Here is a 22154-nt window from a genome sequence, read left to right on the forward strand (position 1 = left end):
AGACGGCGAAGGTAAATTCACCAAATTCTACAGTGAAGACGGAAGTTATGAAATCGTAAAAGACAATACCACAGGAAAAGAAAAGCATATCATTTATATCGGAGGAAGTCCTTATGAAAGCAATATTGTATATTTAAAAAACTATACAGAGAGCAGTGGTTCTTATAAATTCCTGCATAAAGATTACCTGGGAAGCATCTTAGCGATCAGTGATGAAGCCGGAAATAAGCTGGAACAAAGGCATTTTGATGCATGGGGCAACCTCACCCATCTGCAAATTGGAAACGGAGCTATTATCACAGACAGACAGCAACTGGCAACCAGCTGCTTACTTATTGACAGAGGATATACCAGCCATGAGCATTTTGGAGAAATAGGAATCATCCATATGAACGGAAGGCTCTATGATCCTTTACTGAGAAGGTTCTTAAATGCGGATGAATTTATTCAGGATCCTTATAATACCCAGAATTATAATAAGTACGGATATGTGATGAACAATCCATTATTGTATAACGATCCTACGGGAGAGATTATGGGATGGGATGATGCACTGATTGCGATAGGAATTGCTATCTTTACTTCTGTAGCCACGGACTATTACCTGAACCAACCGATCAGCTTTGGAAATATGTTCCAGTCGGTTGTCATGTCACTGGCTTCAGCAGGAATAAGCAGTGCCATTGGAGATGTATTTCTTGCCGGTACTAAAGTCGCCGAAAGTTTAGGTAAAACGGGAACCATTATTGCGAAAGCCGGAGCCCATGCCATTGCCCAGGGAACTCTATCATATGTGCAGGGTGGAAACTTTTTAAGTGGTGCTTTAAGCGGAGCTTTTGCCAGTGTTTCCAATGATCTGTTAGGGCTTGCCCTTAACAATGTAGGTGATAACAGCATTTTAAAAAGTGACGCCTTTGCTTTGTTTAACGGAGCAGTAAGCGGCGGTGTCGGTTCTGTACTGGGAGGTGGTAATTTCTGGGCAGGTGCCGGACAGGGATTGATTGTGACCGCTTTTAATTATCTGGCCCATCAGGTAAATGCCATTGACGGGGATGATCCGAAGCAAAAAACACCGGGGAATAAATACGGGACTTTAGAAGAATACAGAGCCTGGAGAGATTATTCTGGATATCATAAAGGGGAAACCAAAATGGACAGGATTTTCAGGCTGATGAACTCCTCCCATATTGAAATTATGGGGGACGAAGGAGCCGGAGGGGGTATGATGTACGGCAGTGGTGGCGGAAGAGGGGCTGTCGCTAAGGATATAACTTCAAGATTACAACGCCATGTTACCGAGGCTGCTGCAGAGGTTGATCGATTGGGGGATGGAGCATTTACTCCCAAGCAGGTACGTGCAATTCAACGAAATCCTAACCTTAGGGCAGCCTTCAGGGGCAATCGTATTGATGTGAAAGCGAGAGATGCTATAGAAAAAGACCCTGCTTTACAGCACCTAAAAAGTAATTATAGTAAAGGTCCTGATTTTGTTGATCCCAAAACAGGAAAGTGGTGGGATATGACCACCCCAGCCCAATGGCAGAAGCATGTTAATAAATATGGTGCCGGCGGAACCCTTTTAAGAACACGATAATAGAAATAATAATAGAGTTATATGAACAAAAAAGAATTAATTGAGAGATGGGTAACCGATCCCGGTTTTACTCTCGTTCAAAAAGAAATCGCTAAGTTATCAAAGAAAGGAGGAAGATTCAATCTTGCCAATTCTTCAGTGGGAGAATACTGTGGAAAAATTGATTTTAGGGGAATACCACTAGACTCCCAAACGATTTCCGGCTTAAAGTTCATCAATATTGACTTTTCGTTTTCTACGTTTGAACATTCGTGGGTTGAAAAATCCATTTTTGAAAATTGCCTTTTTGAGAAAGCAGATTTTTCAGATTTTTCAGAACATCAGGATTCTTTCACTGATTGCGTTTTTAAAGACTGTAAGTTTAATTTATCAGCTATAGGCTATGACGGAACCAGTTTTTCAGGATGTATTTTTGAGAACTGCAAGTTTAATAGGACCATTTTTAACAGACCTGAGTTTGTAGATGTTGTTTTTAAAAATTGTAAGATTAAAAATATAGATTTTAGTGCATCTTCTTTTGAAAACTGTTCTTTTGAAGGTGTTCTTCAAGATGTATGGTTTAGAGGTGGTTATCCCTTGCAGTCTGAAATTGAACGTTTTGGTATTCCCAAAAAGAATGAGATGAAAAATGTTTCATTTGAAAAAGCGGAATTAATATATCCAACGTTTAGTAACCATTGTGATCTGTCGACCGTAAAAATTAATCCTTCAGGTAACTATTACAAATATGACAGGTGGAAAGAAAGGCTTGAGTCCTTAGAATCAGAGATCCTTAACTGGGAAGATAAAGAAGAAAAGAAAGAAGCGGAAATTTTTTCATATTCCTATCTGGTTCACGCCAAAACTCAGGAATGGCATATTATCAATACAAATGATGTTGAACGAGATCATGGAAAGGATATTGCGTTAAAGATTATAAATCATCTAAATAATTTTTCATAGGTAAGTTGTCTGCTCAGGTGTCTCGCTTGGGTTCAGGAACATGATAGAAAATAAATGGTATAATGGATTATTTATGAGCAAAAAAGAATTAATGGAGAGATATTTCCAAAGCTTCCCAACTTTGGAAAGCAGGATTAAAAATAATACTAGAAAATTAAATTAGGAAACAGAATTAGAAACAATAATATTAAAAAAACAAAGATGAAATTAATTACAATTATGGCAGGAGTATCACTTATGCTGTTAAGTTCCTGCACGACAAGCCTTGTCAATCAACGTAAGCCTTATAACGACAATAAGCTTAAATTAGGGAAAAGCTATATTTTCACAACCCAGGATGGTAAAAAATATAATATAGATGTTAGTAAGATAGATTCTCTTACCCTATATGGTCGGGACAATACGGATAATTTGGTCCAGATAAAGAAGTCAGAAATCAATACCATAAAAAAACATAATGTGGCAGGAACATTAGGTATCATAGCCGGTGGAATTGCTGCTGTTGTTATTATACCTTCCTATATCAGCAATAAGCCCATAGGAAAATAAGAATCATAGGACAATAAACTATGTATCAGATCTGAAGATTATCGGAATTTGAAAAAGCTTTTATCATTCTTATTACAAACTAAAAACGAATGTGAGTAATACTGATATGATATAAAAATAAAAAACACTATTTATGAAAAAACAATTAGTATGCGTATGTATTGTTATAGGAACAATGACATCCGCTCAATCTACCGGCAAACCGGGATTTGGCGTCAAAGCCGGAGGTAGCCTTTCAGAAGTAACCGGAAGTGATACCAGATCGAAACTAGGATTTTATGCCGGAGCATTTGTCACTTTCCCTCTTTCTTCCGTACTCACTATTCAGCCGGAGATTGTGTACAGCCAACAGGGTACAAAAGCAAAAAATGATTATACTTTTTCAGGGTATAAAATGACCAATGTAAGACAAACCCTCGATTATATCAATATACCAGTAATGTTCCAGTATAACGCAACTTCCGAACTTTATATGGAGACAGGGCCTGAATTTGGGTTTCTTGTAAATGCTAAAGCTAAAGCTGACGTCAGCGGACATTCTTATGAGTCAGGTAATAAAGACTCATTGACCACTTTTAATTTCGGTCTGGGCATAGGTTTAGGCTATAAAATAACTCCGAACTTTGGAATCAATGGCCGGTATATGGCCGGTTTAACGGACATTGTAAAAAATGGAGGTACAGGACCTTCAAAAAATACTAATGTTCAGCTAGGTCTGAATTATTCTTTCTAAGAAAAACATTTTTTCCCTCCACTGATACAGGCACTCCCCTTTTATCAAAGAACAGGAATGGAATAAAAATAAAAACATTTAATCAGTTAGGGATTTAAAATTTTAATAAAAACAAATGATTTAAAAAAAATAAAATATGTTATCAGCAATATTGGGGCTTCCTATTAAAAAAGTACATTATCGGTTAAAAAGAAACAGAGCCACGAATTTATATATCTTCAAACAACTCCTCAACCTGTTTGAGATTGAAGAAGAGTTTGCAGTCATAGAGCCGGTGAGAGACCTTGTTCATCAGATTAAGGTCATTTATCCTAAAGAAAAACGGGACGCTTTATACAACGCATTGATACATGAATATGGAAATCCAACTCATTATTATTATCTGAATGAATATACAGGTAAAAAAGCAGATGGTAAGCAGATAAAGACCATAACACTACATTCTTATAAAGATACAGAAATTGATCATATGAAAAATAATGTCTGGAGATTTGAAAAATATGCGGTTAATTTACAGGATCTTGTTACAATGGGAAGTCCTGAGGAAGAATATACCTATTTAACGTATACAAAAATCATAAAATCTCATTAACTTTCCCGCTGACAAAGTTTTCAGCCTTTGCGCCCATAAATAAAAGTGATCTCATAAACAATCTCCGGAACCTCTGGCTTTGGAGATTGTTTGTAATCATCCGGATACAGAGCAGAAACGTACAATAAAAATAAGACATAAGCAGTGTAATACTATGGAATTTATATCTTTACTTATCGGAGCAGGCATGATTTATTTTATGCTGAATTTTAAAAGCAACCGGATTACCAGAAAAGGGTCTATGTATCAAAATGTTAATAAAATAGCAATCTGGGCATTCGATTTTTTATTTATAATTGCAGGAATATTGATGATCTGCAAGGATATTATTGCTGTTTTTAATCATAAATAACCTGTCGCTGAACCACACTTCCTGTTAATAAAAAACAATGACAATGGCATTCATTATATTACTTATAGGCATTATGATTATCCGTTTCAAATTAAGCAGTAAAGAAAATGTTTTTAATATAAGAAGAGATAATGGCTCCATGTACGACAGAATGCTTTACTATCGGGGATGGATTGCAGCTGTAATGCTGATTTTACTTTCACTGGCGATGCTTGTAAAAGAGGCCGCAGATTTTTTCAGATAAACACCCCGGATCATTAACAATGGTATGCTTAGTTCTCCGTCTTTATATAATGACCAAACAAAAATTTTAATATTTGTGACCAGAAGATACGGTATAATCGTCAGAAAAGTACGGTATAAAGGTAAATTTCAAGCAAAAACCCGTGAAAATCAGATTAATTCATTCAATAACCATTGTAGTTAATTTTGTTTTAAGAATTTTTTATAGTCATTCCGTACAGCATATTTCAGATAATTTTAAAAAATTTTTTAATTTCTACTTTGACGATTTCAGATCTCTGATTTACCTGTTTCTGGGTCTTTCCCTATTTATCAATATATTTTTAGTAAAAAAAACTCCAATCGTTGTATGGATATACAGCCTGTTAACGGGCATTAATCTTTTGCTCTTCTTTTTTTCAGTAAAACTCTGGTAATACAGCAGTGGGTGATTAAAAAAATGACAACCTGTTTTGAAAGGAGATCCGCTCACCCAAAATAACCGGTCTTTCATTGTTTTCAAGAGGGAAAAATGAAGATAAATCAGGGTTATTTTTATTGATACTTTATCTTATTTTTTTCATTATAAAGTCTTAACTTTAATGAAAATAACAAATATGAAAAGGCTTATATTACTCATAACAACAGGGGTGTTTTGTACTATTATAAATGCCCAGGAGAAAACTGTTTCATTAGAAAATCAAACGGTAGAAACACTTATCAAAAGCGGAAACTATAGCCATGTCAGAGATTTCAGTGATGGTCTGGTGGTTGTGGAAACCAAAGGAGAAAAGCCCAAATACGGAGCTTTAGATCATTCCGGAAAACAGGTAATTCCTTTTAAATATGATGATATTTCTGATTTTTTTGAGGGAATAGCCAGAGTAGAACTGCATCAGAAATTTGGAGCAATCAATAAAAAAGGAAAAGTAATAGTTCCTATTATGTATGATTCTATGAGTGATTTTCAGGAAAATATGGCCATCATTTCATTAAATAATAAATTCGGAGCAACAGACCGGAACGGTAAGATCATCATCCCGCTTAAATACGATACCTTGGGGCCTTTTGAAAATGGCACTGCTAAAGCTTTAATCAACGGAAAATGGATATTTATTGATCCGCAGGGGAAGATTGCCGAGTAAAACCAGATAAATAGACGTTGGCATTATAAAGTCTGATTTTTTCAAAACAAAACAAAACAAAACAAAACAAAGACAGTCCGGGTTAATAATTATAGGAATTTTGAATAATACATATTATCATTTTGTCTATACGATTGTTCGATAAAGCTATTTTATTAAGGTAACTTTGCGCTTTAATTTTTTTAGTATGGATAGTTTAGTAAATCGGTCAGAGAATATTAATTTATCCCTGATTAGTTACGTGTGCTTTACATTTGTAGGCTATTTTATCATAGGATTATCTCTGTCTGTACTTCCGATTTTCATTAATAAAAGTTTAGGATTCAGTTTAGTTATCGCTGGCTTGGTGATCAGTTTACAATATGTTTCTACTTTTTTTCTAAGGGCATATTCAGGGAAGATTATAGATGGAAAAGGTCCCAAACCGGCTGTTTTATTCAGCATGATAAGTTTTTCTCTGACAGGAATATTTTTAATAATCGCTTATTATTTTAAATTCTCTCCTTTGATCAGCCTTTCATTTTTAGTCGTTACACGTTTACTCACAGGCTGCGCAGAAGGAATGGTAGGTGCAAGTCCTATCAACTGGGCCATTATGGCAGTCGGCGATAAGCATACCGCAAAAATTATTTCCTACAATGGTGTTGCGAGCTATGGCGCATTGGCAATCGGTGCTTCTTTGGGTGTGACAATTGAACATGAATTTGGTCTTTATGGTATTGGAGTTCTTTCCATTATCCTGGGAATTTTAGGATTTCTTTTTGCTAAGACCAAAGAAAATAAAACAAACACCCATCCTCAGGAATCTCAATCTTTCTGGAAAGTATTAGGAAAAGTAGCTCCTTTCGGGCTATGTCTGGCCTTAGGAGGAATCGGTTTTGCATCTATCTCAACATTTATTACATTATATTACAACCATTTTCACTGGAACAACGGAGCTTTATGCTTAAGTGTTTTCGGAGGATTATTTGTTGCCGGAAGACTCATTTTCAGCAATGTAATTAATCATTACGGAGGAATAAAAGTTGCGATTGCCTGTCTTTTAGTAGAAACAACCGGGCTTTTGATCATTGCTTTTGCCTCCCATTCACAAATGGCTCTTATCGGAGCCGGAGTAACAGGTCTGGGATTTTCATTAATTTTTCCTGCACTGGGCGTCGTCGCCATCAAAACGGTTTCTCCTTCAAGCCAGGGTTCTGCACTGGCTGGTTACGGGCTGTTCATTGATCTTTCACTGGGTGTTGCAGGACCATTGATTGGTGGTATTGCAGACATTTACGGAATGAATTATATTTTCCTTTTTAGTGCTGCCCTGGTTTTTATTGGATTGGGATTGGCTTATGCACTGAAAATAAAGTCAAAAATTGAATTATTAAACAAAAATCTGAATACATAAGATTATTTTTAATCTAAATCTTTTCTCAATAAAAAACACCTAAGTGCTTAAAAATCTTGATTTTTTCTTTTGTACACTACCTATTTTGAGTGTATCTGAAGTAGAATCTTTTGTAAGTTTTGTGATGAGAACAAATTCAATTTTCAGAACTCGACAAAATTCCCGATTTTTGCAACTTCAAAATAAGATATGTCAGACTTAATCAAAGAAATACAAAAAAGAAAGACTTTTGGGATCATCTCCCACCCGGATGCCGGAAAAACCACTCTTACCGAAAAGTTACTTCTTTTCGGAGGAGCTATTCAGGAAGCCGGTGCCGTAAAGTCCAATAAAATAAAAAAAGGAGCAACCTCCGACTTTATGGAAATTGAAAGACAGAGAGGGATCTCCGTAGCAACTTCCGTATTGGCCTTTGAATATAGAGATCACAAAATCAATATCCTCGATACTCCGGGTCACAAAGATTTTGCGGAAGATACCTACAGAACTTTAACAGCTGTAGACTCTGTTATCGTTGTTATTGACGTGGCAAAAGGGGTTGAGGAACAAACAGAAAAACTGGTAAAGGTTTGCAGAATGAGAAACATTCCGATGCTGGTTTTCATCAATAAACTTGACCGTGAAGGTAAAGATGCCTTCGATTTGCTGGATGAGGTAGAACAGAAATTAGGATTAACAGTCTGCCCGCTTTCTCTGCCTATCGGAATGGGAAGTGACTTCCAGGGAATCTATAATATCTGGGAAAATAATATTCAGCTCTTCCTGGAAGAGAAAAAACAAAAAGTAGGAGACTCTATTAAGTTTGATGACATTAATGATTCTTCCATAGACGAAGTAATCGGTGAAAAAGCAGCCGGTACTTTAAGAGAAGAGCTTGACCTGATTCAGTCTGTTTACCCTGAGTTTAATCGTGAAGATTATATGAAAGGAGACCTTCAGCCTGTCTTCTTCGGTTCGGCTCTGAACAATTTCGGTGTTCGTGAATTGCTGGATGCTTTCATTGACATCGCTCCGATGCCGCAACCTAAAGAAAGCGATACCCGTATCGTAAAACCGGAAGAAAGTAATTTTACAGGGTTTGTGTTCAAGATTCACGCCAATATGGATCCGAAACACAGAGACCGATTAGCCTTCGTAAAAATTGTTTCCGGAACGTTTAAGAGAAATGAAAACTATCTGCTGGTAAGAGAAGGTAAAAAGATGAAGTTCTCCTCTCCTAACGCATTCTTTGCCGATAAAAAAGAGGTTGTAGAAGAAAGTTTCCCGGGAGATATTGTAGGTCTTCATGATACGGGAAGTTTCAGAATCGGTGATACTTTAACCGGTGGTGAAAAACTGAGCTTCAAAGGAATCCCGAGCTTCTCTCCGGAGCACTTCCGCTATATCAATAACAGTGATCCTCTTAAAGCTAAACAATTGGCCAAAGGTATTGACCAGCTGATGGATGAAGGAGTTGCTCAGTTGTTTACCCTTGAAATGAACGGCAGAAAAATCATCGGAACCGTGGGAGCCCTTCAGTATGAAGTTATCCAGTACCGTCTGGAACACGAATATGGAGCAAAATGTACTTACGAGCCTCTCTCTATGCATAAAGCCTGCTGGGTAGAAGCTGATGAGAAATCTGAAGAATTTAAAGAATTTGCAAGATTAAAACAAAGGTTCCTTGCCAGAGATAAATATAACCAACTGGTATTTTTGGCAGACTCATCATTCACGATTCATATGACGCAGGAAAAATTCCCGAATGTAAAACTGCATTTCATCAGTGAATTCAACGAAAACTAAACATACACTCTATAAAAAACCCGCTCACTTCCACTGAACGGGTTTCTTTTTGCTGTAAATTCTGCCTATTATTTTTTAATAATTAGTTTCCTTGAAACTTTCTGCCCCTCTCTGTTTACCCAGACTACATACACCCCGGAAGACAATGATGATACATCCACATCTTCCTTAATTTTCTGACCTTTCACTTCCTGTTCAGCCCTTACCAGTCTTCCGTTAATGGTAAAAATTGTATATGAAATACCATTTGAAGATACAGCTTCAATCGTGAATATTCCTTTGGCCGGATTGGGATAGATTTTAATTTCGTCATCTGCCTTTCCGGTTACAGGAGGAGCATTACCAATTGTAAAGTTGATCCTGTTTACATTGAGGAACACATTGTCAATAGCTTTTATCATAATTCTCGCTTTTGAAGTAGATTCCAGTCCCTGTGGAACATTGAAGGTATAAGAACCGTTATTAGGAGTACTGGCAACGAGAATGTGGGGAAACGTAAGACCTCCGTCTGTAGAAAGCAGGATGGTCACATAAGCTGTATTTACAGGAGCCGCATTCGTATGGGCTACATTCCAGGTAATCGTCTGGGATTGCCCCTCTTTCCAGGCAATACCTGCCGTATTCTGCGAGGTAACGACAAACGGTCCCGCTGCATCTGAAACCGTGAGTGTAACAGTGTCACTGTCTGTCAGCCCGCCTGCAGGATTATTATCTCTCACCATCAATGAAAAATTCAGATTTCTGGCTATGGTAGAAAGTTTTTCCCAGGATCTGTAGTCTGAAGGATCTGATATAGAAGGATCATAACCTTCGACAATCGTTGATAACCTCGGGAAATACCTTATCGGAGATACAGTAGCCCAAAAAGAGCGAAACAGAGGACCTACAGTGTTGGCTGAACCCGGCGGCATGGGAGCCGCACCGATATCCGTTTCTTCCCAGTTATAAGTAATAGTATCGCCGTCAGGATCTGAGCCTGAACCTGTTAAAGCGAATGGTGTTCCCATAGGAATTGTTCTGTTCGTTCCTGCATCAGCAGTGGGTTTATGATTTTGTGTATTTGTATTAACGCTGCAATCTCCGCCTCCGGTAATCCAGTTATCTATTTCCTGTATACTGACCGCATGGAAATAGGCGTCACTATGAGACTGAATATCGGGTGAACATATTCCGGCATATCCCATAATGGTACTTGCACTGCCGGGTTCTACAGATGTTGCTGTATTTCTATAACAGTCGTTATTCTGAGTATGGTGTGCCCCAAACTGATGCCCCATTTCATGAGCCACAAAATCAATACTGAAAGGATCTCCCACAGGATTGGCAGAGCCTGTTACCCCTTTTGCTTTTTCATCCTGACATGCTGAAGGTAACGATGCTAACCCATTATCATTTCCGGGGCTGGCTTTAAAAAACAAATGCCCGATGTCATAATTATCTGAACCAATGATATTATTTGTTACCACCGCATTCTCATTGATCATCTGATTAGGGTCTGATTCGTTAAAAGTATCCGAGGTAATAAAAAATAACTGGTCGGTATTAGGCACAAGCTGTAGTGTAACTGAAAGTTCATTTTCAAAGACCTGATTCACCCGGGAGATCACTATATTAACGGCAGCCATAACGGCTGCTCTTTTCTGTGCACCAGTTCCGTTGGCAACTCCCGCCTGTTGTGCAGTAAAGGCGGTATACTTGGCTGTTGTACTGATTGCCAGTCTGTATTTTCTCATTAAACCACCGGTAGTATTTTTCTTACTTACCGTTTCCGTCGTCTTATTTACAGGCATATCTTCATTGAACAGGCAGCTGAACCGGTTTGAAGAAACTGCCTTTTTGCGGTCATACACCATATACACCTTATTATCAAGAGAATAAGATTCTATATAATATATTCCTTTTGAGCTTCTGATCACAGCATTAAAACCAAAATACGGATCAAGGCTGAACCTGATATTCGTGGCCTGATCTCCTGTTTTTTTGCCTGTATAAGACTTTATATCAGAATATTTCGTCTGTAAATCTTCATGCATATCAGAGACTTCATAGACTTCATAGGTATCAAATGTTCCCTGATCATTTGGAAATCTGATTGCAATTCCTTTTTCTGAAGCTGCTCTGCTTCTGTCTTTCGCTAAAGCCAGCTGATGTTTTAGCTCATCTAAATTCAGGCTTACTAATTGATAGTCTGAAACTCTTACGTTTCTTTCCCGTATTGTTTTCACATCTTTCTCCGAAACTCTGCTCCAGCTGTTCTTCTGAGCAAAAGAAGCCCCTGAAAGCATTAAAAATACTGCCAGAAATAAGATTTTTTTTTTCATAAGGTGTTTTTTATTATTTCCAGGGTTTTAAAAATTGTCAAAGAGAAGCCGGGATATTGGTTTTCGGATCCGGTATATGTTATCCTGAAAATACAACAACAAAAATAATTATTATTCAATTACAACACCTAAAAACACACAACAAAACATGATTACAGTTTATTTTATTAAACAATAAATAAAAAAACATTAAATTAAATAATTAATTAACAAAACACAAAGTAAATAAATAACAACAACAGGTACTTTTCTAACTATTTTGTAAAACACTTGTAAAACTGATTTAAAAAACTGATTTAAAACAATTTATCATTTTACAACAACAATGCACCTCATTTACAAATACTTCAAAAATGCGGCCCCTAATTTTACTTCATCAAAAAATTAACGTTATGAAAAAGTTTATTGTATTAGCAGCTGTATCCTGCACTTTTATCATGTGTAAAAAAGGAGAAGCCGCTCAAACCGAAATTGAGAAAACAGTGAAGACAGCAGACAGTGCTGCCGCTACCGCTGCAGAAGCTGTCGGAAATGCGCATACGACCATCAGTAAGACTCTTGATTCTGCCACTATAAAAATCAAAGACTTTGAAAACACAAAGAATGACATTCAGCAAAAAATAGAAAGCACTTCAAAAATAGTGGATTCTCTGTCTGATAAAATAGCTTCTACTCAACTGGAATCAAAAGCAGAAAGAAAAGATTCCGCGGCTAAAAAATCTGAAAAGGCTGTCGTGAAAGTGGCTGCACCAAAAGTGATCAGGGAAACCAAAGTCATTTATAAGGAAAAGCCTAACAATGATCCTTATGAACTGAACAGATCCAGAGACAGAATGGTAAAATCCGGCCAGATTTCCATTAAAGCCGATCATGCTGAAACGGTAAAAGAAATTATAAAAGAAGAAGTGCTTAAAAACAAAGGATATATCAAAAGCGAAGACCTTACCTATATTGCATCTGCAGACCGATATAAAGAGGATCAAAAAGTATATACCCTTGAGATTAAGGTTCCTATTCAGAATTTTGATCATCTTATGAATGGGCTCAACAGTAATATCGGAGATATTGAGGCCAAAAATGTTCAGATTTCTGGGAACACCTATGTAGAAAATGCCATTTGCAGCATCTCTGTAAATCTTACAGATCAGGCGGACATCAAAAAAGAACCGGAAACTTTCGGGGAAAAATCTCTGGCTGCCGTTTCATCAGGCTGGGGTGTGATTTTGTCTGTATTCTTGTTTATACTTCCGTTGTGGCCTTTATTTCTAATCGGAGGCATTGGATATTATTTTTACAAAAAGAGAAATAAAAGCCTGCCGAATAGAGGATCTGATCTGGAATAAAAGAATATGTTTTAAGTTTTGGCTAAAGCAGGATTAAGGCGACTATCATTGATTGAGCGGGCTGAAGCCCAGTCCTATTGATTGGAAAAATTGGATTCTGAATCGGTAGGAGTACGTAACCAATAGCCCCGATAGCAACGGTTACCCCGCAGCATGAGTGGGAATGCCGGAGGATTTTGGTGCTGGAGTGTATGGGCGCGAGGAGTATGAGTGGATAGCGGGATCAGCTACCAAGAAAAAAGGCTTCCAATTGATTTGGAAGCCTTTCTTTTATTTCATATTCACGACTTTATCTACGACAAACTTTGTATTTCCTCTCCAGGGAAGAGCGCCATTGTATTCTTTGTAATGCAGGTCAAAGCTTTTCCCGCTGTTGGTTTCCAATTGTTTGAAAACTTCAGGATCGGCCACAGAAAATTCAAACTCATAGCTTGTAATGGTTCCTGTTTTTCCTTTTCCAAATCCTTCCTGAATCAGTTTACCTTCATAGGTTTTGAAGATATAGCCTTTTTTCATGGCATAGTTCAGGTATCCGGATTTTACGCCTTCTCCGAAAACGAAGAAGTACTTATACCATACAAATACTCCTAGCAATAGCAGTACGACACCGAGGGTAATCCACAAAGATTTTTTCATAGACTGTGTGTTTTTGTTTATTATTATTTTGCAATACTTCTTGAGATCACGATTTTCTGGATTTCAGAAGTTCCTTCGTAGATCTGGGTGATTTTTGCATCTCTCATTAATCTTTCTACGTGGTATTCTTTTACATATCCGTATCCACCGTGGATCTGTACTGCTTCAATCGTAGTATCCATTGCTACCTGAGAAGCGTATAGTTTTGCCATAGCTCCGCTTTCAGAGATATCTTTTCCTGCATCTTTCTCACATGCTGCTTTAAAACACAACATTCTTGCGGCAGTGATCTGAGTAGCCATATCTGCTAATTTGAATGCGATTGCCTGGTGGTTGATGATTTCAGTTTTGAAAGCTTTTCTTGTTTTAGCGTATTTCAAAGCCAGCTCGTAAGCTCCTGAAGCAATTCCTAATGCCTGAGAAGCAATACCGATTCTACCCCCGTTCAATACTGCCATTGCAAAGCTGAATCCGAAACCGTCTTCACCGATTCTGTTTTCTTTTGGTACTTTTACGTTGTTAAAAATCAAAGAGTGGGTATCACTTCCTCTGATTCCTAATTTGTCTTCTTTTAGTCCGATTTCAAAACCTTCCCATCCTCTTTCTACAATGAACGCATTGATTCCTTTATGTTTTTTCTCAGGATCTGTCTGAGCGATTACAATATAATAAGAAGCTGTTCCACCATTGGTGATCCAGTTTTTGATACCATTTAAAAGGTAGTAATCTCCTTTGTCTTCAGCAGTTGTTTTCTGAGAAGTCGCATCAGAACCTGCTTCAGGCTCCGATAAAGCGAATGCCCCGATCACCTGTCCGCTTGCAAGAGGGGTAAGATATTTTACTTTTTGTTCTTCTGAAGCAAACTTTTCAAGACCGGCACAAACCAATGAATTGTTTACAGACATTACAACAGCTGCAGAAGCATCTACTTTTGCAATCTCCTCCATTGCCAAAACGTAAGAAACGCTGTCCATACCTGCACCTCCGTATTTTGGATCCACCATCATTCCTAAAAGTCCCATTTCTCCCATTTTCTTCACCTGTTCTGCAGGGAATTTCTGATCGCGGTCTCTTTCAATAACTCCAGGTAATAATTCGTTTTGTGCAAAATCTCTTGCGGCTTGCTGAATCATCAGCTGTTCTTCCGATAAATTAAAGTCCATAAAAAAAATAATTAGATAGCCGTAAATTTACACTTTTTAGGCAAATCTCGAAATATTAATTAAAACTTGAAAAAACAGCCCCAAAAAGGAAGAGCAATTCTACCGCAATATATTAATTTTCCGGCCATTACCCTTTTTCCGGAAAGAGATGCTATGGCAAACATTGAAGTAATTTTCAATTATTACATTCGTTATTTCAAAATTAAAAAAAATGCTTATATTTAGGTTTCTTTATAAATTACATAAAAAATCATGACGATCAAGAGATTATTCGATATTCCACACTACGCTTTAGAAAAATATCCTAAAACGGATATGTTTGTAACCAAGTATCATGGTGAATGGAAAAAAACTTCTACACAGGAGTTTATTAATGAAGGAAATAAGATATCTAGAGGACTGCTAAAGCTAGGGATAAAACCCGGGGATAAGATTGCTTTGATCACCACCAATTCCCGTACGGAATGGGCTATCATGGATTTTGGACTGTCTCAGATCGGTGTTGTTTCAGTACCGGTATATCCCAGTATTTCTGCTGAAGATTATGAATTTATTTTTAACAATGCGGAGATACAGTATTGCTTTGTTTCAGACAAAGACCTGTTTAACAAAGTCATGAAAGTGAAACACAATATTCCCAGCTTACAGGGGATCTTTACTTTCGACAATGTAAGCGGGGCTGCCAACTGGAGAGAGATTCTGGATCTCGGTAAGGATGAATCTACTCAAATTGAAGTGGATGATCTGTCTAATGCCATTAATACTGAAGATCTGGCCACTATTATCTATACATCGGGAACAACAGGAAGACCTAAAGGGGTCATGCTGACGCATAATAATATTGTTTCCAATGTATTGGGATCTATTCCCAGAATTCCTAAGAAAAAGAGTCTTGATTATAAGGAAACGAGAGCATTAAGCTTCCTTCCGATCTGTCATATTTTTGAAAGAATGCTGTTTTATCTGTATCAGTACAATGGATTTTCGCTCTATTTTGCTGAAAGCATAGATAAAATGGGTGAAAATGTAAAAGAGGTAAAGCCGCATTATATGACAGTCGTTCCGCGACTGGTAGAAAAAGTATACGACAAGATCTATAATACAGGATCTTCTGCAGGAGGCCTAAAATCTAAAATATTTTTCTGGGCTCTTAATTTAATTACCAAAAAGAAAGAAATTTCAAAACCGTCCGGAATTCAGGAAATCATTGCAGACAAACTTGTATTTTCTAAATGGAGAGAAGGATTAGGTGGTGAAATCGTCACACTGGTTTCAGGATCTGCGGCATTATCCACCAGACTTAATTTAATGTTTCAGAATGCAGGAATCCCCATTCTGGAAGGATATGGCTTAACAGAAACGTCTCCTGTAATCTCAGTGAACAGTTTTGAAAAAATGAAAGTGGGAACTGTAGGAGTACCTTTGGATAATTTAAAAGTAAAGATTCAGGAAGACGGTGAAATTACGGTAAAAGGACCGTCTGTTTTTAAGGCTTATTTTAAAAATGACGAAATGACGAAAGAAGTCTTTACCGAAGACGGATTTTTTAAAACAGGAGATATCGGACATATCGATAGTGACGGTTTTTTACAGATTACCGACCGTAAAAAAGAAATGTTCAAAACATCAGGTGGCAAATACATAGCCCCTCAAACGATTGAAAACCTGGCAAAAGCGTCCAAATTCATAGAACAGATTATGGTGGTAGGTGATGGTGAAAAAATGCCTTGTGCCCTTGTACAGCCTGATTTTGATTTTGCAAAAAGCTGGGCCATGAGAAATAATCTTACTATCGGATCTACTCCGGAAGAGATTGCCCAAAGTCCGGAACTTAAACAAAGAATTGAAAAAGAGATTGAAGGAATCAATGAGCATCTGGGGAATTGGGAAAAAATCAAAAAGATTGAGCTTACTCCTGAAATATGGAGCATTGAAAGCGGTCTTCTGACTCCTACCCTTAAACTAAAAAGAAAGGCCGTAAAAGAGAAGTTTATAGCCCTCTATAACAAAATGTACGAACATCATGAATAAATAAAAAATCGCTTCCATACCGAAGCGTTTTTTTTGTAAGTTGCTAACCGGATGCTCAAAGGGATAAGTTTTGTTCTTATTTTTATTAAACTGGCTTTAATCCGTTTCTATGGATCCTTTGATACTGATTAGGAAAAACAAAAAAAGCTGTCTCATTTCTGAAACAGCTTTGTATTGATTGCAATCAATAATTAAAATTTAATTACAGATTTCATTTTTTCGTTTTCTTCCATTACCAACTCATCGTCAACAAGGATTTTCCCTGAATGTTCATCGATAATGATTTTCTTTCTCTGAGCAATTTCCATTTGTTTTTGAGGTGGAATTGTGAAGAAAGATCCTTTCGGAGCTCCTCTTTCTAATCCTACTACTGCTAAACCATTGATAGAATTTGTTCTGATTCTGTTGTAAGAAGCTAATAATCTTTCATCGATTTTACCTGCGAATTCTTTAGACTGCTCAATCAGATATTCTTCTTCTTTCTGAGTTTCAGAGATAAGCCCTTCCAATTCTTCTTTCTTGAATTTCAGGTGGCTTTTCAAATCGTCAATCTTTGTATTCAGCTCGCTTAACGTTTCGTTTTTGTGAGCGATTTTAGCGCCGAATTCTTTAATTCTTTTTTCAGCAAGTTGAATCTCCAGATCCTGGAATTCCATTTCTTTCCCTAATGCTTCAAACTCTTTATTGTTTCTTACATTATCCTGCTGAGATTTGTACTTCTCAATTAAAGTTTTTGCATGGTTAATCACTTCATGCTTCGTTTTGATCTGATCATCCTGATCTTTGATATCTGCATGAAATTTTTCAGCTCTTTTTTCAAGACCTTCGATTTCAATTTCAAGATCTTCAACTTCAATTGGCAATTCTCCTCTAGTATTTCGGATTTCATCCAATCTTGAATCAATGATCTGTAAATCGTATAAAGCTCTTAATTTTTCTTCAACTGAAATATCGTTGGTTTTTGCCATATTTAAATGAAATAATTTACTGGGTTTGTTTTTTCAATAGATTTTGAAATTGCAAATGTACTAAATTTTTGTGATAAAATTTCAAATAATTGTTGGGTTACCAATTGTTCTGATTCGTAATGTCCTATATCACAGATCAGCATTTTAGACTCTGCTAAAAAATAATCATGATATTTGATATCTCCGGTAAGATAAACATCACATTTTCTGGAAATGGCAGACCTGATTCCGCTGGCTCCGGAACCTCCGAGCACCCCTACTCTTTTAATTTTTTTATCGTTAAAAGAAGAGTGTTTGATCACTTCCAGATTGAATTTTTCTTTCACCAATCTCAGGAAATCTTTTTCATCCATCTCTTCTTCCAGGTCTCCGTACATTCCCAATCCGGCATGATGGTTTTTATTATCCAGATTATAGATCTGATGGGCTACTTCTTCATAAGGATGAGCCGCCTTCATTGCGCCTACAACTGAACCCTCTTTATGAGATTCAAAAATAACGGAGATCATATCTTCATCAGCATTCTCCCGGATATTTTGTTGCCCTGAAAACGGATTTGAGCCTTCTATAGGTCTGAATGTTCCGTTTCCGTTCACCGTAAAACTGCATTGATCATAAAACCCGATATTTCCTGCTCCTGCAGAAAACATAGCTTCTTTTACCTTTTCAGAATATTCCTTCGGTACAAAAACGGTCAGTTGTTTCAGATTGTTTTCTTTTGGCTGGAGAATTTTCATATTCTTTAGCCCAAGCCGGCTGCAAATGCCATGATTCACCCCAAAGAAATCATTATCGAATGCTGTATGAATGGCATAAATGGCAATTTTATTTTCAATAGCTTTTAAAATGGCTCTTTCCACATAATTTTTACCGGTCAGCGATTTTAATCCTGAAAATATGATAGGATGAAAACATACAATAAGATTACAATTTTTAAATATAGCTTCTTCCACGACATTTTCAAGTGCATCATGGCATATCAGAATTCCGCTTACATCCCGGTCAGGAACACCACACAACAATCCTACATTATCAAAATCCTCTGCCTGTCTGATACTAATTTCCTCTTCGATTTTTGAAATGACAGTTCTTAGCTTCATAGTCTATATTTTACAGTTACAGCGAAGATATTAATTTTGTTAAAATTATAAAGAAAATTTCTACAGCAATAAAAAAACCTTTTCAGCAGCCGCTTTGATTTTTTAATATTTGGAATTTTCTTTTAACAATACTACCTTTACTCCCTATTAACTTTCTTGTGAAATAACTAGACTAACATGGAAAGAGAACATAATCTTATTCCTGAAGATTCTCTCTGGAAAAGATTCCTTTATCGGATCATTTACCGCTCCGACACCAGACTCGGAAAACTCTTCGACATCATATTATTGTCCTTAATTCTTGTAAGTACAGCTATTATTATGATGGAAAGTGTACCTGCACTTGATAAAAAATACCATTATACCTTTCTGATCCTTGAATGGATTATTTCTATTTTCTTTACCCTGGAATACACCATGAGGATTACGGTGGTAAAGAATAAAGGAAGCTATATTTTCAGTTTTTTCGGTATTATCGATTTTCTTGCGCTGGTCCCGTTCTTCCTCAGTTTTTTCTTTCCTATTACCAAATATTTTCTGATTTTCAGAATGTTGAGAATGTTGAGAGTTTTCAGAATTTTCAATCTGCTTGATTTCATGAATGACGGGTACCTCATCGTAAGGGCTCTGAAAAACAGTTCAAGAAAGATTTATATTTTCCTTTTATTTTTGATTATATTCTCTGTCATTGTAGGCTCACTGATGTTTATGGTAGAAGGCGGAAGACAAGGGTTTGAAACCATCCCGCAATCGATTTACTGGGCTGTAGTAACGGTAACTACTGTAGGCTATGGCGATGTCTCTCCTGTTACGCCTCTGGGAAAGTTTTTTGCTGTTGTTCTGATGCTTGCAGGCTACTCTATAATTGCAGTCCCTACCGGAATTGTCACCGCTGAAATGCGGAACAAAAGACAGAATTTAGAAAAGGTATGCGACCGGTGTGGCAATGAAGATATTGATGATGATGCAAGGTATTGCAAACAATGTGGCAAGAAATTAGCTTAATATTTGGTATTCATTTAATCTATTAACCAAATACCACAAAATCATGGATTCTAAAAAGAAAAACAAGCCGAATACTTTAGTTATTATTCTTTTTTCATTAATTGCACTGATGATTATCGTTTATTTCATTCTCGCCATGTTCTTCCCTACCGTATTTGATATGATGAATACGGGAGAAGTGCAGCCGGTACCCAATAAATAATACGTATAAATAAAAAAGATGAGTGAACGGTTTCACTCATCTTTTTTGTTAATATAAAAGGTTAACAGCTTACTTTTTAATCACTTTAACAGTCTGTTTAGAGCCATCTTTCATATGCAGGGTAACCCAATACATTCCTGATTGTAAACCTCCCAGATAAAGAGCTGAAACAGGCTGTTCAATACTTTTCACCAATCTTCCCGAAACCTCTGAAATTATAATTGATTTCACCTGATCCACTTTCGAAATATTCAGTATCTCCGTAAACGGATTCGGATATATCTGCAGATCATTTTTAGCGTTGGAAACTTCTGAAGTCGCCAGATTTGTTTTATTAATAGCAATAGTGAAGGTACCTTCCAACTCATCATATGATGAACTGTAATGGCCTACATTCACATAGTACACTGTTCCGGCAGTTGTCTGAACGGAAATATTTTCTGTTTCTCCAGCCCCGGCGTCATCTACCGTATTTACGCAAACCATACTATTACAGGTTCCGCTGTACACTCCGATCTGGGAGTCAAAATAACTGTTCGCAGGAGTTGAAACGCTAATATCAAAAGTACTTCCGTCTCCTGTGAAAGTAAACCATGTTCCGTCATTCATACCATTCGTACAGGTCTGAATAAACCCTCCGTTATTAGTAGCTCCCGCAGCATCCGACTGGGTATAGCTATAAGGGAATACAGCAGCTGCTAAAGCGCCTGAACATTCATCATTCGCAGGCGGGGGCGGAATAGTCCCTATACAGACATCAAAGCTTTGCGCTTCAGTTGATCCTCCATAACTATAGGCTCTGATATAATATGTTTCTCCTATGGTAAGATTATTGAGAATTTCCATTCCTCCGTAAGCACACAGGGTACTTACAAGATTACTGCAGTTTCCGCTGAAAACCTGATAAAGTAAGTCTTCACTATAATCAGCACCAATAGAAACCACATTGCTGAACGTAACCACATGTGTAGTAGCGGTTGCAGTAAACTTAAACCAGACATCATCATCAGTATCTCCAAAACAAGGAGCAGGTGCTAATCCCGAATCACTGGCCCCTAAAGTATATCCTGATGTTATACTCCCACAATTCATATCCGGATTGACTGTTAAAGTAACTGCTGTTGTACACTCATCATTTGAAGGCGCGTCAGGTGTGGTTGTAAACTTTACCTCCGAACATCCTGAAGATTCTCCGCCTGATCCCACCGCTACAACCTTAAGATAATAGGTGGTATTAATAGAAAATGGTGATGAAGGTGTAAAACTTGTCGTAGTAACAAACTGCTGATTGACAACATCCGTTCCTCCCGGGGTCGTTCCTATTGATATTTTATAACCCGTTGCTCCCTGTGAAGCATACCATGTGATATTAGGTGATGTGGGAATAAAAGAAGTGTTATTGACAGGATAGCCTACGACAGGACAATTGGGAATAGGGTTTACACTAAGTCCCATAAGGCTTACAACGGATCTGTAGTCTATAAGTTCACCTACAGGAGGGCTTGCCGGATCGGGGTCAGTATAATCACTGCTGTAGGAAAGAGCACGATCCGTCACCGAGCTGTACTTAAATACAGAAAAGATATTGTCATCATCATAATCCGGAGAATTCTCTTCGGCTGCAAGTACTAAATTCTGAGTATTATTATAGGGGAAAGGGGTAGCAAAGGTTATTTCTATAACCCCGTTATCATTGGTAACCGTTCCCGAATATACCTGTGTGAGATTCGCCAGAGGAATCCAGTCATTCGCGGAAGTAAAATTTGATTTAGCGGTATGCCCGAGATAGACTACCCAGCTTGATGAATTATCTATAGAAGCTGAAGCATCAAGATAAAACTTAAGCCCTGTAATGTTTCCGGCGGCATCTGCATTAATCTCCTGCTTGGTAAAGATCTGTTGAATATATGAGTATCCGTAATAAGGATTTATCGGGGCATTCCCGGTATCAGTACTGCCCTCTCCCAAATTGATTTGGGCACTCAGGGTGACACCTATCATCAATAGGTACAATAGTAAGATTTTCTTCATAATAATTTTTGGTGTTTATATAATACCAAATTAAGAATAATATT

20 protein-coding genes are annotated in these 22154 nt (G+C 37.3%); 14 read left to right on the forward strand and 6 right to left on the reverse strand.

Going from position 1 to position 22154, the window contains the following annotated elements; all coding sequences use genetic code 11:
• The 10 genes from JO178_RS04225 to JO178_RS04270 form a co-directional block, all read left to right on the forward strand.
• Nucleotides 1–1594: RHS repeat-associated core domain-containing protein (locus tag JO178_RS04225; protein ID WP_291932165.1), on the forward strand; the 1594-nt coding region annotated here is incomplete at its 5' end.
• A 21-nt stretch (nt 1595–1615) separates the two neighbouring features.
• Complete coding sequence (locus JO178_RS04230; RefSeq protein ID WP_291932168.1) at nt 1616–2536, forward strand: pentapeptide repeat-containing protein; 921 nt, start codon at nt 1616–1618, stop codon at nt 2534–2536.
• A 201-nt stretch (nt 2537–2737) separates the two neighbouring features.
• Entirely contained in the window at nt 2738–3085 is a 348-nt protein-coding gene (locus JO178_RS04235; protein WP_291932171.1) for a hypothetical protein, read from the forward strand.
• A 133-nt stretch (nt 3086–3218) separates the two neighbouring features.
• Nucleotides 3219–3818, forward strand: a complete 600-nt coding sequence (locus JO178_RS04240; RefSeq protein ID WP_291932174.1) for a porin family protein — start codon at nt 3219–3221, stop codon at nt 3816–3818.
• A 136-nt stretch (nt 3819–3954) separates the two neighbouring features.
• Nucleotides 3955–4410, forward strand: coding sequence for a hypothetical protein (locus JO178_RS04245; RefSeq protein WP_291932177.1), 456 nt, complete (start codon nt 3955–3957; stop codon nt 4408–4410).
• 154 nt (nt 4411–4564) lie between these two features.
• Nucleotides 4565–4762, forward strand: a complete 198-nt coding sequence (locus JO178_RS04250) for a hypothetical protein (protein ID WP_291932180.1) — start codon at nt 4565–4567, stop codon at nt 4760–4762.
• Nucleotides 4763–4805: 43 nt separating this feature from the next.
• Nucleotides 4806–5006 (forward strand): hypothetical protein, encoded by a 201-nt coding sequence (locus tag JO178_RS04255; protein WP_291932183.1) that lies wholly within the window; start codon nt 4806–4808, stop codon nt 5004–5006.
• A 595-nt stretch (nt 5007–5601) separates the two neighbouring features.
• A complete protein-coding gene (locus tag JO178_RS04260; RefSeq protein ID WP_291932186.1) occupies nt 5602–6129 on the forward strand; it encodes a WG repeat-containing protein in 528 nt (175 codons plus the stop codon).
• 187 nt (nt 6130–6316) lie between these two features.
• A complete protein-coding gene (locus JO178_RS04265) occupies nt 6317–7525 on the forward strand; it encodes an MFS transporter (RefSeq protein WP_291932189.1) in 1209 nt (402 codons plus the stop codon).
• A gap of 189 nt (nt 7526–7714) precedes the next feature.
• Nucleotides 7715–9310, forward strand: a complete 1596-nt coding sequence (locus JO178_RS04270; protein ID WP_291932192.1) for a peptide chain release factor 3 — start codon at nt 7715–7717, stop codon at nt 9308–9310.
• Between the two features lie 68 nt (nt 9311–9378).
• Here the strand turns inward: JO178_RS04270 and JO178_RS04275 are convergent, their stop codons facing one another.
• Nucleotides 9379–11631, reverse strand: a complete 2253-nt coding sequence (locus JO178_RS04275) for a reprolysin-like metallopeptidase (protein WP_291932194.1) — start codon at nt 11629–11631, stop codon at nt 9379–9381.
• A 392-nt stretch (nt 11632–12023) separates the two neighbouring features.
• On the opposite strand from JO178_RS04275, the gene JO178_RS04280 reads away from it, so the two are divergent.
• Nucleotides 12024–12974, forward strand: a complete 951-nt coding sequence (locus JO178_RS04280; RefSeq protein ID WP_291932197.1) for a DUF4349 domain-containing protein — start codon at nt 12024–12026, stop codon at nt 12972–12974.
• A gap of 270 nt (nt 12975–13244) precedes the next feature.
• Here JO178_RS04280 and JO178_RS04285 read toward each other — a convergent pair whose 3' ends face one another.
• Complete coding sequence (locus JO178_RS04285) at nt 13245–13610, reverse strand: hypothetical protein (RefSeq protein ID WP_291932199.1); 366 nt, start codon at nt 13608–13610, stop codon at nt 13245–13247.
• A 23-nt stretch (nt 13611–13633) separates the two neighbouring features.
• A complete protein-coding gene (locus JO178_RS04290) occupies nt 13634–14773 on the reverse strand; it encodes an acyl-CoA dehydrogenase (protein ID WP_291932202.1) in 1140 nt (379 codons plus the stop codon).
• 252 nt (nt 14774–15025) lie between these two features.
• On the opposite strand from JO178_RS04290, the gene JO178_RS04295 reads away from it, so the two are divergent.
• Nucleotides 15026–16804, forward strand: a complete 1779-nt coding sequence (locus tag JO178_RS04295; RefSeq protein WP_291932205.1) for a long-chain fatty acid--CoA ligase — start codon at nt 15026–15028, stop codon at nt 16802–16804.
• 191 nt (nt 16805–16995) lie between these two features.
• Here the strand turns inward: JO178_RS04295 and JO178_RS04300 are convergent, their stop codons facing one another.
• The gene (locus tag JO178_RS04300; protein ID WP_291932208.1) at nt 16996–17772 is read right to left on the reverse strand and encodes a hypothetical protein; all 777 of its coding nucleotides are present in this window, start codon (nt 17770–17772) and stop codon (nt 16996–16998) included.
• Between the two features lie 2 nt (nt 17773–17774).
• Nucleotides 17775–18872, reverse strand: coding sequence for a Nif3-like dinuclear metal center hexameric protein (locus JO178_RS04305; protein WP_291932211.1), 1098 nt, complete (start codon nt 18870–18872; stop codon nt 17775–17777).
• A gap of 177 nt (nt 18873–19049) precedes the next feature.
• On the opposite strand from JO178_RS04305, the gene JO178_RS04310 reads away from it, so the two are divergent.
• Both JO178_RS04310 and JO178_RS04315 read left to right on the forward strand, forming a co-directional pair.
• Nucleotides 19050–19877 (forward strand): ion transporter, encoded by an 828-nt coding sequence (locus tag JO178_RS04310; protein ID WP_291932214.1) that lies wholly within the window; start codon nt 19050–19052, stop codon nt 19875–19877.
• A 43-nt stretch (nt 19878–19920) separates the two neighbouring features.
• Nucleotides 19921–20079, forward strand: a complete 159-nt coding sequence (locus tag JO178_RS04315) for a hypothetical protein (RefSeq protein WP_291932217.1) — start codon at nt 19921–19923, stop codon at nt 20077–20079.
• A 69-nt stretch (nt 20080–20148) separates the two neighbouring features.
• Here JO178_RS04315 and JO178_RS04320 read toward each other — a convergent pair whose 3' ends face one another.
• On the reverse strand, nt 20149–22110 hold the full coding sequence (locus JO178_RS04320) for a T9SS type A sorting domain-containing protein (protein ID WP_291932220.1): 1962 nt from the start codon (nt 22108–22110) through the stop codon (nt 20149–20151).
• Nucleotides 22111–22154 lie beyond the last annotated feature (44 nt).

The organism is Chryseobacterium sp., assembly GCF_019236175.1.
Classification (GTDB): Bacteria; Bacteroidota; Bacteroidia; order Flavobacteriales; family Weeksellaceae; genus Chryseobacterium.

Excerpts from the sequence above, each read along its gene's own strand:
- JO178_RS04265 (WP_291932189.1), top strand. The coding sequence starts at position 6,317 with ATGGATAGTTTAGTAAATCGGTCAGAGAATATTAATTTATCCCTGATT.
- JO178_RS04310 (WP_291932214.1), top strand. The coding sequence starts at position 19,050 with ATGGAAAGAGAACATAATCTTATTCCTGAAGATTCTCTCTGGAAAAGA.
- JO178_RS04245 (WP_291932177.1), top strand. The coding sequence starts at position 3,955 with ATGTTATCAGCAATATTGGGGCTTCCTATTAAAAAAGTACATTATCGG.
- JO178_RS04270 (WP_291932192.1), top strand. The coding sequence starts at position 7,715 with ATGTCAGACTTAATCAAAGAAATACAAAAAAGAAAGACTTTTGGGATC.
- JO178_RS04300 (WP_291932208.1), bottom strand. The coding sequence starts at position 17,772 with ATGGCAAAAACCAACGATATTTCAGTTGAAGAAAAATTAAGAGCTTTA.
- JO178_RS04315 (WP_291932217.1), top strand. The coding sequence starts at position 19,921 with ATGGATTCTAAAAAGAAAAACAAGCCGAATACTTTAGTTATTATTCTT.
- JO178_RS04320 (WP_291932220.1), bottom strand. The coding sequence starts at position 22,110 with ATGAAGAAAATCTTACTATTGTACCTATTGATGATAGGTGTCACCCTG.
- JO178_RS04240 (WP_291932174.1), top strand. The coding sequence starts at position 3,219 with ATGAAAAAACAATTAGTATGCGTATGTATTGTTATAGGAACAATGACA.
- JO178_RS04305 (WP_291932211.1), bottom strand. The coding sequence starts at position 18,872 with ATGAAGCTAAGAACTGTCATTTCAAAAATCGAAGAGGAAATTAGTATC.
- JO178_RS04255 (WP_291932183.1), top strand. The coding sequence starts at position 4,806 with ATGGCATTCATTATATTACTTATAGGCATTATGATTATCCGTTTCAAA.
- JO178_RS04235 (WP_291932171.1), top strand. The coding sequence starts at position 2,738 with ATGAAATTAATTACAATTATGGCAGGAGTATCACTTATGCTGTTAAGT.
- JO178_RS04285 (WP_291932199.1), bottom strand. The coding sequence starts at position 13,610 with ATGAAAAAATCTTTGTGGATTACCCTCGGTGTCGTACTGCTATTGCTA.
- JO178_RS04295 (WP_291932205.1), top strand. The coding sequence starts at position 15,026 with ATGACGATCAAGAGATTATTCGATATTCCACACTACGCTTTAGAAAAA.
- JO178_RS04290 (WP_291932202.1), bottom strand. The coding sequence starts at position 14,773 with ATGGACTTTAATTTATCGGAAGAACAGCTGATGATTCAGCAAGCCGCA.
- JO178_RS04275 (WP_291932194.1), bottom strand. The coding sequence starts at position 11,631 with ATGAAAAAAAAAATCTTATTTCTGGCAGTATTTTTAATGCTTTCAGGG.
- JO178_RS04250 (WP_291932180.1), top strand. The coding sequence starts at position 4,565 with ATGGAATTTATATCTTTACTTATCGGAGCAGGCATGATTTATTTTATG.
- JO178_RS04280 (WP_291932197.1), top strand. The coding sequence starts at position 12,024 with ATGAAAAAGTTTATTGTATTAGCAGCTGTATCCTGCACTTTTATCATG.
- JO178_RS04230 (WP_291932168.1), top strand. The coding sequence starts at position 1,616 with ATGAACAAAAAAGAATTAATTGAGAGATGGGTAACCGATCCCGGTTTT.
- JO178_RS04260 (WP_291932186.1), top strand. The coding sequence starts at position 5,602 with ATGAAAAGGCTTATATTACTCATAACAACAGGGGTGTTTTGTACTATT.